The organism is Micromonospora sicca, assembly GCF_003172935.1.
In the GTDB taxonomy this organism is placed as follows: Bacteria; Actinomycetota; Actinomycetes; order Mycobacteriales; family Micromonosporaceae; genus Micromonospora; species Micromonospora sicca.
On sequence record NZ_QGKS01000452.1, the window covers coordinates 16873 to 31626 of the forward strand.

General features: G+C 69.8%; 9 protein-coding genes. 7 read left to right on the forward strand and 2 right to left on the reverse strand.

Going from position 1 to position 14754, the window contains the following annotated elements; translation table 11 throughout:
• Positions 1 to 1289 precede the first annotated feature (1289 nt).
• From DKT69_RS40750 to DKT69_RS33785, 7 genes are all read left to right on the forward strand, one after another.
• The gene (locus DKT69_RS40750; protein WP_255420254.1) at positions 1290 to 2663 is read left to right on the forward strand and encodes an immune inhibitor A domain-containing protein; all 1374 of its coding nucleotides are present in this window, start codon (positions 1290 to 1292) and stop codon (positions 2661 to 2663) included.
• Complete coding sequence (locus DKT69_RS40745; protein ID WP_255420253.1) at positions 2627 to 4081, forward strand: immune inhibitor A domain-containing protein; 1455 nt, start codon at positions 2627 to 2629, stop codon at positions 4079 to 4081. The genes DKT69_RS40750 and DKT69_RS40745 overlap by 37 nt, the downstream gene beginning before the upstream one ends.
• Positions 4082 to 4389: 308 nt before the next feature.
• Positions 4390 to 5247, forward strand: a complete 858-nt coding sequence (locus tag DKT69_RS33765; protein WP_161558002.1) for a helix-turn-helix transcriptional regulator — start codon at positions 4390 to 4392, stop codon at positions 5245 to 5247.
• A 203-nt stretch (positions 5248 to 5450) separates the two neighbouring features.
• The gene (locus DKT69_RS33770; RefSeq protein WP_201749995.1) at positions 5451 to 6737 is read left to right on the forward strand and encodes a vanadium-dependent haloperoxidase; all 1287 of its coding nucleotides are present in this window, start codon (positions 5451 to 5453) and stop codon (positions 6735 to 6737) included.
• 352 nt (positions 6738 to 7089) lie between these two features.
• On the forward strand, positions 7090 to 9411 hold the full coding sequence (locus DKT69_RS33775; protein ID WP_201749994.1) for an immune inhibitor A domain-containing protein: 2322 nt from the start codon (positions 7090 to 7092) through the stop codon (positions 9409 to 9411).
• Between the two features lie 251 nt (positions 9412 to 9662).
• A complete protein-coding gene (locus DKT69_RS33780) occupies positions 9663 to 12161 on the forward strand; it encodes an immune inhibitor A domain-containing protein (protein ID WP_109805455.1) in 2499 nt (832 codons plus the stop codon).
• Positions 12162 to 12331: 170 nt separating this feature from the next.
• Positions 12332 to 13264 carry an alpha/beta fold hydrolase gene (locus DKT69_RS33785; protein ID WP_109805454.1) on the forward strand — a complete coding sequence of 311 codons (933 nt, stop codon included), beginning with the start codon at positions 12332 to 12334 and terminating at the stop codon, positions 13262 to 13264.
• A gap of 1 nt (position 13265) precedes the next feature.
• On the opposite strand, the gene DKT69_RS33790 is transcribed toward DKT69_RS33785, so the two are convergent.
• Together DKT69_RS33790 and DKT69_RS33795 are read right to left on the reverse strand one after the other, a co-directional pair.
• Positions 13266 to 13631, reverse strand: a complete 366-nt coding sequence (locus tag DKT69_RS33790; protein ID WP_109805460.1) for a UCP033725 family protein — start codon at positions 13629 to 13631, stop codon at positions 13266 to 13268.
• The coding region (locus tag DKT69_RS33795) for an SseB family protein (protein WP_146231278.1) at positions 13628 to 14754 on the reverse strand (1127 nt) is incomplete at its 5' end. The genes DKT69_RS33790 and DKT69_RS33795, both read right to left, overlap by 4 nt.

Genomic DNA, 14754 nt, shown 5'->3' on the forward strand with positions numbered 1-14754 from the left:
CGATGAACCGGACGTTCCCGTTGGCGTCCGTCGGCCGGGTCTGCTGCGAGGTGAAGTCCGCCCCGTCCTTGAACTGGTACTCCCCCTCGGCCTGGGCGTGCAGCTTGTAGGTGATCGTCGCTCCGGGCGCCGCGGTCGAGTCCGGGTTCCTGCCGACGGCCGTGCCGTCGGCGGTCTGGACGTCGTAGTCGAGGCCGTCGAAGTGCATGGAGGCGTTCGGCGCCGTGGTCGGATCGAAGTCGATCTTCGGGGCGGAGAGCGCCGGCGCGAACTCCCGCGGGTCGAGGGTCGACGACCCCGGCGCCTTCTTGATCTCCCCGGGCAGCGGGTAGATCGCCGCGTCCCGCACCGTACGGTCCAGGGTTGGGGCCTCCTCGTTCAGCCGGTTGGTGAAGTTGACCGTCACGCAGTCGCCCTTGTTGACCCGGACGGTGAGCGGCTCGATCAGGTCGCTGACGTTCGCCTTGGACGGGTCGGCGGCACTGGCGAAGTTCTGCCGGACCGTGGCGATGTTCGAGTCGAGGATGTACATCCGGCCCTCGGGGACGACGTCCCCGAACCGGTTGAGGAAGATCGGCAGGTTGATCAGCGAGACGTCGAAGGTCTTCGTCGGCGCTCCGCTGACGCAGGGATTCCCCGGTGTTCCGGCGGGCGGTGGCAGCGACGCCGCGGTGGCCTGGCTGACCATCCACATGGCGCCGCCGGCGAGGGCGATCCAGAGACCCGCACCCGCGGCCAGGGCGAGCCGGACCGGCCAGGTCGAGCGTCGGCGCGCGCCCACCAGGACGAAGGCGGCGAACGCCAGGATCAGTAGTAGGGGTGTGACATCGGCAGGTGTTGCGACCACATGGCCTCCCCGATATTGGGCCACGGGGAGCCGCGCCCTCGACACCGGGCCGAGGACGGCGGGAGCTATCGCGCGGCAGAACCCCCGTGGCCCGCTGCGATGGTCGATCAATCCTCACCGATGCATCTTTCATTTGTCAACGTCGCTATAACTTTCGGTCTGCATCGGATCACTTTGCGCTCCGCCGTCGGATAGTCGGCGTCCGGCCGAGCCGTCGCGGCCGACCGCACGTAACAGCACCTGCGCGTGACGGCGCTCGGCTGTCACACGTCGGTCGGTCGGTGGAGCAGGTACGGGCTGAACGGCCAGAGGCGCTGGCTGCCCCCTGTCGGACGGCTCCGCTCTCATTTAGGTTGACCCGCACCGGCTCGGTTTCGACGTACGCCTCTGCGACGTGCACCGATCGGTTCTCTCCCTCCCCATGCCCGAGAAACGGAGCGGCATGAACACATCACCGCAATCTGGGTCGCGCCGGCGCCTACTCGTCGCGCTACCCGCCATCGCCCTCGCCGCCGCGTCACTGACCGTGACGGGCAGCGCGGCCGCCCAGGAGTCCGGTCCCGTCCGCGCCACGGTCGGAGCGGACGACTACTACATCAACTACGCCGAGCCCGCAGTGCAGCCGGACACCAGCGGCAAGGAGGTCAAGGGGGCGGGCGGTGTCTACGCCCCGGCCCTCGACAAGGCGAAGGCGTACGACCGCAAGTACGCCGGGGGCAACCCGGTGGCGGCGCGGGAGCTGGCGAAGCTCGAGGCCAAGGCGATCAAGACCGGGCAGAACCCGCGTCAGATCAAGGGAGCCAACGGCACCCAGACCGCCAAGTTGCTGACCCTGCTGGTGGAGTTCAACGACCAGGCGAACGACGACTTCACCGACGTGATGGTCCCCAAGACGGTCTTCGAGGACCGGAGCTGCGTCCTCGGCACCGTGCAGAACGGACCGAAGCACAACGGCATCCCGGACCCGGCCACCCTGCCGCACGAGGACAACAACTCCATGTGGGTGCCGGACTTCTCGCCCGAGCACTTCGACAAGATGCTCTACACCAAGGAGGGCATCACCGAGCGGGTCCGCAAGGATCTGACGGGGCCGGACGGCCAGCCGGGGGTCAGCCTCGCCGGCCGGACCATGCACAACATGTACCTGGAGATGTCCAAGGGCGCGTACACGGTCGACGGGCAGGCCAGCCCGTGGATCACCGTGCCGCACTCGGAGGCCTGGTACGCCGCGTCCCGCTGCTTCAAGAACGACAAGGGCGAGTGGGTCGCCGGGGCGATGCAGTCGATGAACGGCCACCCGGACAACCCGCTCGGCGCGGGCCGGCTGGCCACCGACGCGGTCGACGCGCTGGCCAAGATGGACCCGAGCTTCCCGTGGGCCGACTACGACATCGAGGACCAGGGCGACGTCGACGGCGACGGCAACGTCAACGAGCCGGACGGCGTGATCGACCACCTGGTGCTGGTGCACGCCGGCATGGGCAAGTCCCGCGGCGGCGGCGACCAGGGCGTCTACGCGGTCTGGGCGCACTCGTCGGCGGTGGCCGGCGGCTACAGCATCCCGGGCACGCAGCTGAAGGTCTCGAACTACATCGTGCAGCCGGAGGACGCCGGGGTCGGCGTCTTCGCCCACGAGTTCGGCCACGACCTCGGCCTGCCGGACCTCTACGACACCTCCGGCACCCCCGGCTCCGACTCGGACGTCGACTTCTGGGACCTGATGGCGTCCGGCTCGCACACCGGTGAGATCTTCCAGGCGCTGCCCACCCACATGGGCCTGTGGGACAAGTGGTGCTCGGCTGGGCCGACCCGCTGACCGTCACGCCGGGTTCCGTCCCGCGTGACGTGCAGCTCGGCCAGACCTCGAACACCCCGGTCGGCACCAAGGACGGCATCAAGGTCAACCTGCCGAACAAGGTGATCACCCTGGCCACCCCGCACAGCGGCGCCAACATGTGGTACGGCGGCGCCGACCAGGACTGGGCCGACGTGAAGCTGACCCGCCAGGTCAGCGTGCCGGCGGCGGCCGACGCGAAGTTCTGGATGTGGAACAACTACGTCATCGAGCAGGACTGGGACTACGGCTTCGTCGAGGTCTCGACCGACGGCGGGACCACCTGGTCCGAGCAGAAGATCTACGACGCCGCCGGCAACCTGGTCTCCACCGACGACGGCTACGCCGACCCGAACGGCCGGATGGGCGACTACGGCGGCAAGAAGTACGGCCTGACCGGTGACAGCCACGGCTGGCGTCACGACTACGTCGACCTGTCGGCGTACGCCGGCAAGACCGTGCAGCTGCGGCTGCGGCAGGCCACCGACGCCGGGTTCCTGGAGCGGGGCTGGTTCGCCGATGACTTCTCGGTCACCGGCGGCGGCGCCACCACCTGGAGCGACGACGTCGAGGGCGGCGCGAACGGTTGGACCCAGACCGGTGGCAGCTGGGCCGGCACCAGCGGCGCGGGTTGGCACGTCGACTCGGGCACCCAGGTCAAGGCGCACTACTACCTGGCCGAGTGGCGCAACTTCGACGGCTTCGACAAGGGCCTGAAGTACGCCTACGACACCGTCTACTCGCACGAGGCCTGGAAGGTCGACCGGATCTCGTACAACGCCCCGGGCATGCTGGTCTGGTACCGGGACACCGCGCTCGGCAACGTCAACCACGTGAGCGCGCAGCTCACCGCCCTGCCGAGCTACGGCGCCAAGGGCGGCCTGCTGATCGTCGACTCGCACAACCGGCCGCTGCGCCGGGCGGGTGAGGCGGCCGTCAAGGACGAGTCGACGCTCGACAACCTGCCCAGCCGTCCGCAGTCCTCGAACGCGGCCTTCTCGCTCACCTCGACGTACCCCTTCCAGGAGTGCCTCGAGGCGACGGCCGAGCCGTACAGCGAGTACTGCACCAGCTTCGGCGCTCAGGCGCCGGTGGCCGGATTCAGCGACGCGAAGGGCTGGTACCCGGGGCTCGAGGTTCGCAGCGGGCGGCTCTTCGCCCGGGACAGCGACGCCTCGGTGGTCATCCCGTCGCGGGACGGCGTGCCGTACACCACCCGGATCACCAACCCGGACGGCACCCCGGCGACCGGCCTCTACGGCACCGACCTCGGGTTCACCGTGCTGGGTTCGGGCAACCCGGGTGACGCCAATGCGGCCTACGGCGTCACGATCACCATTCTGAAGACCGCGAAGGACAACTCGTACGCCACGGTGCACGTCACCCCGGCCACGAACTGATCCCGCGCGACGACCGATGAGGGGCCCGTCGGAGCTTCGGCTTCCGGCGGGCCCCTCGCCCGTTCCGCCCATCCGGATGGCCGGGCGGCGGAACCGGCCGGCGAGATATTGACAGCGACCGAACCCCGCTGTGACGATCTGAATGCTGTTCGTGACGGTGGCGTTTGTGCAGGCGACGGGGCGTTCGCCGACCCGATCCGGCACCGGCGCGGCGGCACCTGCCGCTACCCGGCGGCCACGGGGGACGGGGGACGAGGGTGTTTGCTGGGCTGCTCTCCGACGATGCCGGACGACTGTACGAGCTCCTGGTGGCGGAGACCAGCCCGCCGAGCGGCCCACCCGAGGCGTGCGAGACACCGGCCCTGGCGGAGCTGCTGCGGCACGCGCTGGTGTTCCGGACCCCGACGGGGCGCCTGCGCGCCGTGCCACCGGCCGCCGCCCTCCGGCGCCTGCTGCTCGCCCGGCAGCGGGAGCTGGCCGAGGCGAACCGGGAGCTGGCCGACCGGTACGCCGAGCTGGACCGGCTGGAACGTGACCTGCCCCGGCCGGGGTGGACGCCGGGCATCGGCGAGGTGGAACTGCTGCGCGGCGGCGACGAGATCGTCGGCCGCCTGCACGAGCTGGTGAGTGGGACCCGGCACGACTGCCGGCACGTCCGCGGGCAGCAGCTCGCCGACGGCCCGCCCGGCTGGCCCGCCCAGGTGCGGGGCGGCGCCGCGCGGGTCCGGGTGATCTGCACGCCCGAGACCCTGGCGCGGACGGCGGTCCCGCACCGCCCGGGGACCTGCCGGTTGCTGCCGCGACTGCCGGTCCAACTGACGGTGGTCGACGGGGTTGCCCTGGTCGGTCTCGGGTCGACGGCCGGGGAGGCGTTGCTGGTCCGGACCCCGGCGGTGGTCGAGGCCCTGGTCGACTACTTCGAGCTGCTCTGGCGGCGGGCGGTACCGCTGGAGCCACCGGCGTCCGTGCCCCCGGGCGGCCCGAGCAGCGATCAGCTCCGGGTACTCCGGCTCGCCGCCGCCGGACTGAAGGACGAGGCGATCGCCCGCAGCCTCGGGCGAAGCACCCGCTGGGTCCGGCGGCACATGGAGTCGTTGGAGGAGCGGTTGGGTGCCACCAACCGACTGACCCTCGGCATCGCCGCCGCCCGCAACGGCCTGGTCTGACCGACAAGTGCAGCTTGCGTCTGCAGCTTGCGGCCAGGCTGGCCACTTCGCCCTCCCGGCGGCCACCGGCCGCCGCGACAGTGGACGCACTCCGGCCCGCCAGCGCGGCGGACCCGGGGACGAGGGATCTACGCGGGAGGGCCGGGTTGAGAACGCTGTCCAGAATTCGGAGATGGGAAGTCGCCGCGGTCGCGGCACTCTCGGTGACCGTCCCGGTGATCGTCACGCCGACCCCGGCGTCGGCGATCGCCACCAGCTTCGACCACATCCTCTACTGGAACGACGTGCTGCTGAAGGCGTACCGGCAGACGGGTGGGCCGCCCACCGTCCTGTCCCGGGCCGGCGCGATGCTGCACATCGCCCTCTACGACACGCACACCGCGATCAACAACATCGGGGCGCCCTACCTCACCGACGCGGTGTACCGGGAGCCGGGAGCGACCTTCGATTTGAAGGCCAACCTCGACGTCGCCGCCTACAACCTGTTGCAGCTGCAACTCTTCCCGAACATCGATTTCTCCGCGGACTTCCAGAAGGCGCGGCTGGACGCGCCGAACTACGAGCCCGGACCGGGCGGCTTCAGCACCAGCATCGCCGAGTCGGTGGTCGACAACCTGCGGCTGAACCGGGCGAACGACGGATCGACGAACAACACCCCCTACACCCCGAGCACCGAGCCCGGCCAGTGGCGGCCGACCGACGGCGCCCCGGCCGCCTCGCCGAACTGGGGTCTGGTGAAGCCGTTCGCGCTCACCTCCGGAGCGCAGTTCCGTCCCGCCCCTCCTGGTGGGAACAGCACCCCGGCGAGCCTGCTGGCCAGCCACGATTACGCCGTGCAGGTCAACGAGGTCAAGTCGCTGGGCGCGTCCAACTCGACCACCCGGACGGCGACGCAGACCCAGATCGCCTACTTCTGGGCGAACGACCTGGACGGCACGTACAAGCCGCCGGGCCAGCTGTTCAAACTGACCCAGACCGTCGCCAAGCAGCGCGGGCTGAGCCAGGCGGCGAACGCGAAGCTCTTCGCTCTGGTCGGCATGGCGATGGCGGACGCGGCGATCACCGCCTGGGACGCGAAGTACCAGACCGCCATCGACCTGTGGCGGCCGGTCAGCGCGATCCGGGAGGCCGGCACCGACAACAACGCGGAGACAGCGGCGGACGCTAGTTGGCAGCCGCTCTCCAACAACGCCGGAGTGCCCTTCTCGCCGAACTTCCCGGCGTACGTCTCCGGTCACGCCACCTTCGGCGGGGCCTGGGCCGGCGTCATGCGGCGCTACTTCGGCACGGACAACGTCACCTACACCGCGACCACGGAGGATCCGCACGCGGTCGGCGTCACCCGCACCTTCAGCACCTTCACCGCCGCGGCAGTGGAGAACGCCCGCAGCCGGGTCTACCTCGGCGTGCACTACCAGTGGGACGGGGACAACGGCGTGGCGGCCGGTGACTCGGTCGCCGGACACGTCTACGCCAGCTATCTGCGCTGACCGGCACACGGCGGGGCCCGGCTGGAGCACACTGCTCCGGGCGGGCCCCGTCTCTTCTTACGCCGCCCGACGTCGAGTCAACTTTGGTGTGACACATTTCGACCCCCCAGCGCTCCGCTACGGGGCCTCATAATTCCGATCACGCTACGTGATCGTGGCCAAAACGTAATGTGAGCCGTCGCCAAATCCGTCCGCCTTTTGGTCCGGATTCGCCCGCAAAAGGTGCGCACCCCTTTGAGTAATTGCCCCGTGACAACGATGCAAACCCGTGTCATTGTGAGTGACGCATGACATGACAGTGATGGCCTTGGCTGCCTCTGTCATGTAACAGATCCACAAAGGAGGAGGACCTTTGAGGAGACTAGTCACAGCGGGCCTGGCTTCGGCTGCGGCCGCGCTGCTGGCAGCCGGTGTCGTCACGGCACCGGCGTCCGCCGTCCCGGCGGCGGAAGGCACCCCCGGCGTCGACCAGGCCAAGCAGCGCCCGGACAACCTCCCCAATCCCATCGCGGATCAGCAGCGGGAGGTTCGGAAGCAGGCCATCGCCGACCTGCTCCAGGGCAAGGCCAAGCTTCAGACGCGCAACGGCTCGAAGGTCATCCAGGTCAAGGACGACCTGTTCGTCGAGTACCAGCAGGCCCCGAAGGTGGACCCCATCTTCACCATGCTGGTCAACTTCGGCGACCAGGTCCACCCGACGACCGGCGGGACACCCGGCCCGGTGGTCAACCAGATCCCCGAGCCGGACCGCAACTGGGACGGCAATGCCACCGACGACAACAGCACCATGTGGCGCCCGGACTTCCACCGGGAGCACTACATGGACCTGTTCTACGGCGAGGGCGAGTCGTTCCGGGACTTCTATCTGAAGCAGTCGGGCGGACGGTACACCGTTGGCGGCGACGTCAGCGACTGGGTCACCGTGCCGTACAACGAGGCCCGGTACGGCAGCAACAAGATCTCCGACGCCGCCGGTACCTGGCCCTTCATCAAGGACAGCGCCACGTCCTGGTACGAGGCCCAGGTCAAGGCCGGCAAGACGCCGGCGCAGATCAAGGACTACCTCAAGCAGTTCGACATCTGGGACCGGTACGACTTCGACGAGGACGGCAACTTCAACGAGCCCGACGGCTACATCGACCACTTCCAGGCGGTGCACGCCGGTGAGGGCGAGGAGGCCGGCGGCGGCACCCAGGGCGAGGACGCCATCTGGTCGCACCGCTGGTACGCCTACTTCACCGACAAGGGCAAGACCGGCCCGGCCAGCAACCTCAAGGGTGGTGTGCAGATCGGCGACACCGGCCTCTGGATCGGTGACTACACCACCGAGCCGGAGAACGGTGGGCTGGGCGTCTTCGCCCACGAGTACGGTCACGACCTCGGTCTGCCGGACCTGTACGACACCGCGGGTGGCGACAACGGCGTCGGCTTCTGGAGCCTGATGTCCTCGGGTTCGTGGCTGGGCCACGGCACCGACGACATCGGTTCGACCCCGGGCTACATGGACCCGTGGTCGAAGCTCTTCCTGGGCTGGCTGAACCACACGGTCGTCGACGAGAACAGCGGCGCCACCCAGGTGACGCTCGGCCCGGCCGGCGACAGCGACGGGCCGAAGGCCCAGGCGGTCGTGGTCAACCTGCCCACTCAGACGCAGACGACGAACTACAACACCCCGTTCGCCGGCTCGTACGAGTGGTGGGGCGGCAGCGCGGACGACCTGGAGAGCAGGCTGACCCGCACCCTGGACCTGACCGGCGCGACGACCGCGTCGATCACCTCCAAGCTGCAGTACGACATCGAAGAGGACTACGACTACCTCTTCGCCGAGGTGTCCACCGACGGTGGCGCCAGCTGGAAGGAGCTCACCAACTCCTTGCACGACACCCTCGAGGACGGCAGCATCCAGGCCGGCATCGACGGCTCCAGCAACGGTGCCTGGGTCGACTCGACCTACGACCTGTCCGCGTACGCCGGGCAGACCGTCAAGTTCCGTTACCGCTACGCCACCGACGGCGGCGTGCACTACGCCGGCGCGTTCCTGGACAACATCTCGCTGACCAAGGACGGCGCCGTCGCGTGGACCGACGACGCGGAGACCCTCGCCTCGGAGTGGACCGTGAAGGGTTGGAACCGGATCACCGGCTCGGTGACCGGCATCTACCCCCGCTTCTACATCGCCGAGAACCGGACCTTCTTCGGGTACGACGACACCCTGCGGACCGGTCCGTACAACTACGGGTTCCTCAACAGCCGCCCGAACTGGGTGGAGCACCTCTCGAACCAGCCCGGCATGCTGGTCTGGTACGTCAACTACGCGTACGGCGACAACAACACGTCGGCGCACCCGGGCTACGGCCTCAACCTCCCGGTTGACGTCCGTCCGGACAAGATCAACGTCGGCGGCCAGGGCACCATCACCAACCGGCGCAACGGCTACGACGCGGCGTTCAGCCTGTACGCCAAGCCGGCCCAGACCTTCCACCTGAACGGCGTGGCGGTCACGGTCCCGGCGCTCGACCCGCAGCCGATCTTCAGTGACAAGGGCATCGGCAAGTACTGGAACTCGGGCAACCCGTGGAACTCGGTGAAGGTGGCCGGCAGCGGCACCACCATCGAGATCCTGAAGCAGGGCACCACCCCGACCAGCGACATGGTCGTCAAGGTCACCAACTGATCGGGTAGCAAGTCCGGAGGGGCCGGTGGCGGCGACGCCATCGGCCCCTTCCGCGTATCCACCGGCGTGAGGGTGTGACGGGCCGAAGCATTCCCAACAAAAAGTTGCTACAAATCGACGAACTTGTCTTCCCACCCATCACGGGAATGTCTATCTTCACCATTGGTCCCACTCGTGGGACCAATTCACCGGCCCGTACCCCCGTTGGGCCGGTTCCCTCACACCGGAGGTACCACGTGCGCAAAGTCGCAGTGGGTCTGCTCGGGCTATCGCTGACGGCGACGGGACTGGTGGTTGGCACGACCGCCAGCGCGGCGCCCACGCCCAAGTTGCCGGCGGCCGCTCCGTCGGTCGGCGAGCCCGCCCAGGTCGACCACGATCTGCCCAACCCGCTCGAGGAGAAGCGGCGGGCGCTGCGCCAGGAGGGTCTCAGCGAGGTCCTCTCCGGCAAGGCCAAGGCACAGAAGATCAACGGCAGCACGGTAGTCAAGGTCGGCCGGAGCGCGGCCGGCGCGGCCGGCGCGGTCGGCGCCGACGCGCGCGCCGCTCGCGCCGGCAACGGCCAGAAGGACCAGTACGTCGAGCTGCAGCGCGAGAAGTCGGACCGGATCTTCGTGATCCTGGCCGAGTTCGGCACCGAGCGGCACCCGTCCTACCCGGACAAGGACATCGACCCGGACACCCCCGGGCCGACCCGGTTCGACGGTCCGCTGCACAACCAGATCCCGGCCCCCAACCGGGCCGTGGACAACTCCACCGTCTGGCAGTCGAACTACGGCGCGGAGCACTTCCGCCAGTTGTACTTCGGCAACAAGCCGGGCGACGAGTCGCTGAAGCAGTACTACGAGGCCCAGTCCTCCGGCCGGTACCCGGTCGACGGCGAGGTCACCGACTGGGTCAGGGTCAGGTACAACGAGGCCCGCTACGGCCGGTCGAACGACCCGGTTCCGGACCCGGACCCGAACGACCCGCCGAACCCGGACGACGACCCGGCGGTCTGCCAGGACACCACCTGCCCGAACACCTGGGCGCTGGTGCGGGACGCCGCCAACCAGTGGGTCGCCGACCAGGAGGCCAAGGGCCGCACCGACGCCGAGATCGCGGCCGACGTGAAGTCCTTCGACCAGTGGGACCGGTACGACGTCGACGGCGACGGCAACTTCAACGAGCCGGACGGCTACATCGACCACTTCCAGATCGTCCACTCAGGCGGCGACCAGGCCGACGGTGACCCGCTGCAGGGTGAGGACGCCATCTGGAGCCACCGCTGGTACGCATACGGCACGGACATCGGCGAGACCGGTCCGGCCAACGCGCCCCTCGGCGGCACCGAGATCGGCGACACCGGCATCTGGATCGGCGACTACACGGTGCAGCCGGAGAACGGCGGCCGGAGCGTCTTCTACCACGAGTACGGCCACGACCTGGGCCTGCCGGACGACTACAACACCGGCGCCGCCGGCGACAACAGCCAGGAGCACTGGACCCTGATGGCCCAGAGCCGGGTCAGCGCCAAGAACGACGCCGGCATCGGCGAGCGTGGCGCGGACCTGGGCGCCTGGAACAAGCTGCAGCTCGGCTGGCTGGACTACGAGACCGTGGTCCCGGCCAAGCAGGACCCGCAGACAATCGACCTGGGCCCGGAGGAGTACAACTCCAAGAAGCCCCAGGCCGCGGTGGTGGTGCTCCCGAAGCGGACCTACACCTTCAACAACGGCAAGCCGGCCGAGGGCGCCAGGCAGTACTTCTCCGGCAACGACGACAACCTCAACACCACGATGACCCGGACGTTCGACCTCACCGGGAAGTCCAGCGCGTCGCTGTCGATGAAGGCCCGCTACAACATCGAGAACAACTACGACTACATGTACTTCGAGGCCTCGCTGGACGGCGGCAAGAGCTGGTCGGCCCTGCCGTTCAAGATCAACGGCACGCCGACCACCAGCAACGGCCGCAACGCCCTCACCGGTGACAGCGACACCAACGGTGACGACGAGCCGGACTGGGTCGACCTCACCGTCCCGATGGACGTGGCCGCGGGCAAGGTCGTGCAGTTCCGCTACCACTACATCACCGACGGCGGCGTGTCGGCCGGCGGGTTCTACGGTGACGCGATCACCGTGACCGCCGACGGGCAGACCGTCCTCTCCGACGGCGCCGAGGCCGGCGCGGGCGACTGGGCCCTCAACGGCTTCAGCATCGTCGAGGAGACCTACACCCGCGACTTCGCCAACTACTACATCGCGGGCAACCGGTCGTACGTCTCGTACGACCAGTACCTGAAGACCGGTCCGTACTACTTCGGCTACGCCAACACCCGACCGGACTACGTCGACCACTACGCGTACCAGACGGGTCTGCTGATCACGTACTGGAACCTCCGGTACGCGGACAACAACACCATGCCGTACGACAAGAAGCTCAACCCCGGCGGTCACCCGGGTGAGGGTCGCAACCTGAACATCGACTCCCGCCCGAAGCCGCTGTACAACCTGACCGGCAACCCCTGGCGGGCCCGCGTGCAGATCTACGACGCGCCGTTCAGCCTCAAGAAGGCCGACTCGTTCACCCTCCACGTGAACAGCGAGCCGCAGCACATCCGCGGCCAGGCCGCTGCCCCGCTGTTCGACGACAGCAAGCAGTACTGGTACCCGGAGCTGCCGAACCACGGCGTGAAGGTCCCGGTCAACGGGGTCAAGATCCAGGTTCTCAAGCAGAACGGCACCTCGATGCGGATCCGCATCTCCTGATCGAGGTTCCACCAGCACCACACGATGCCCGGGCGGGTCACCGCCCGGGCATCGCCCGTTCCGATGCGGATCGTCACCGCCTGACGCCACCGCCGGCCCGTAACGGGTGCCCGGCCGCTGACCGACGGGTCGGGCCGGCCCCGCGATGCCGGGACCCTAGGCTGTGGCACATGACCGAGCAGCGTGGCGGACCCGTCGACGAGTCCTGCGTCCTGCCCGAGGGGCCGTGGACGCACCGGTTCGTCGGCGCCAACGGCAGCCGCTTCCACGTCGTCGAGGCCGGCACCGGCCCGATGGTGCTCTTCCTGCACGGCTTCCCCGAGTACTGGCTGGCCTGGCGGGACCTGCTGCCCGCCGTGGCCGACGCGGGGTTCCGGGCGGTCGCGGTCGACCTGCGCGGTTACGGTGCGAGCGACAAGCCACCCCGGGGGTACGACGGGTACACCCTCGCCGCCGACGTGGCCGGGCTGATCCGGGCGCTGGGCGAGCGGTCGGCCACCCTGGTCGGCGCCGGGGCCGGTGGCCTGATCGGCTGGACGGCCGCCTCGTTCCACCCCACCCTGATCCGACGGCTGGTGGTGCTCGCCGCCCCGCACCCGCTCCGGTTGCGCGCCGCGATCTTCGCCGACCCGCGCGGCCAGTTCGCCGCCGCCACCCCGGCGCTGAAATTCCAGCTCCCCCGCTACGAACACGTGCTCACCCGGGACGACGCCGCCGAGGTCGAGACGATACTGCGCCGCTGGGGCGGGCCACAGTGGGTGGCCGGCCCGGACTTCGAGGCGTACGCCCGCTGCTGCCGCGAGGCGATGCAGATCCCGCAGGCCGCCTTCTGCGCGCTGGAGGGCTACCGCTGGGCGTTCCGGTCGGTGCTCCGGCTGCACGGCTACCGGTTCGTCCGGCTGATGCAGAAGCCGCTGGTCACGCCGACCCTGCAACTGCACGGCGCGCTCGACACCGCCTCCCTGCCGCGCACCGCGCAGGGCTCCGGCCGGTACGTCACCGCCCCGTACGAGTGGCGGCTGCTCGACGGGGTCGGCCACTTCCCGCACATGGAGGCGAAGGACCTGGTGCTCGGCGAGATCCTGCGCTGGACGAAGTCCTGACTCAAACCCGCTGCTCGCGCAGGTCGGTCACCTCGTTCGCCGGCGCCCAGCCCTGGTAGACGCCGAAGTCGAAGGCCTCCAGCCCCATCGCCTCAGCCACCGGCCAGCGTCCGCCGGTGTACTCCACCCGCAGCCAGCCGTCGTGCTGGGCCAGCACGATGAACGGCTGCCCCTGCCAGGTGCAGGTGGTCCGCACGTACGCCAGGTCGTCGACCTCGGCGGCCGGCACCACCCGGCGGTACCGGCCGGGGCGTACCTCCTCGAAGCCCTCACCCGGTTCCGGCTGGTAGAGCCGGACGTCGTCGCCGTCCGGGCTGGCCTGGTACTCGCGGCCCTGCCAGCGGGCCACGTAGCCGTCGCGGCTCACGGCTCGCCGACCCGCCGCCACAGCAGCGCGTCGGCGTCCAGGGTGGCGACCATCCGCTCGGTGCCGTTCACGGCGATCCGCCAGAGCTGCGCGCCGTGCGGCAGGCGCGCGCTGTCCACCTTGAACTCCGCGACCACGTCGCTGCTCTCCCCCGGGGCGAACCCGTTGCCCCGGAACGGCGCACGTTCGATCACCCAGCCCTCCATCGCCCGCATCGCGGGCTCGTTCTGGCCGCCGTACGGGATGCGGTAGAGGCTCGGCCGGTACGCCGGCCAGCGGAGCACGTAGATCTCCTCGGCGTCCCGGGAGAACGGCGAGCCCGGGTGGCCGAGACCGAGCGCGTCGTACAGCTGCGCCGGGGTGGTCAGGTGGGCCAGCTCGTTGGCCCGGTGCACGAAGCCGGAGACCCGGTCGTAGCCCCGCTCCAGGTAGTAGGCGAGCTGACTCGCGGCGACCGCCTTCTGCATGGTCACCGGGCGGGTGGGGTCGTGCGCCACCGGGGCGTACCGGGTCGGGGTGACCGGCGCCGGCTCGACGGCGGCCTGCTCCGGCTCGCTGTCCGGGTCGTCGCCGAGCCCCACCTCGGCGGCCCAGTTGGCCAGCCCGAGGACCTGCTCGCCCGGGTACTTCGCCCCGACCGGGGTCCCGGGGTTGACCGCGAACGACCAGCTCTCGTCGGGCCACCTGCGGATGAGCTGGACGAACTTGACCCGTACCGTCTCGACCGGCCCGTCGGCACGGTCCACCAGCCGCTCCGGCGAGGTGTAGACCACCACGTACGTCTCGCCGTCCAGCTCCTCGGTCCGCCAGACGAAGCCCGGGTCCCCCGGCCGGCTGCCCGGTGCCGAGTCCGGCGCGGCGGGCAGCAGCACCCGGGCCAGCAGCAGGGTGGAGAGGAACGTGTCCGTGCTGCCGCTGCCGGCGGCCGCGAGCAGGTCCTCCTCGACGACGTTCGCCGGCACGAAATCGACCGGCGCCGGCTCCTCGGGGCGGGGCGTGCCGGCCGCGCGACCGGCCCCGGTCGCCGACTCGGCCGGTGCCCTGCTGGGGGCGGCGGGCGGCGTGCTCGACCCCGCCGGCGGGGTGCCGGGCCCGGGCAGCGGCCCGGTGGGCTCGGCCGGGG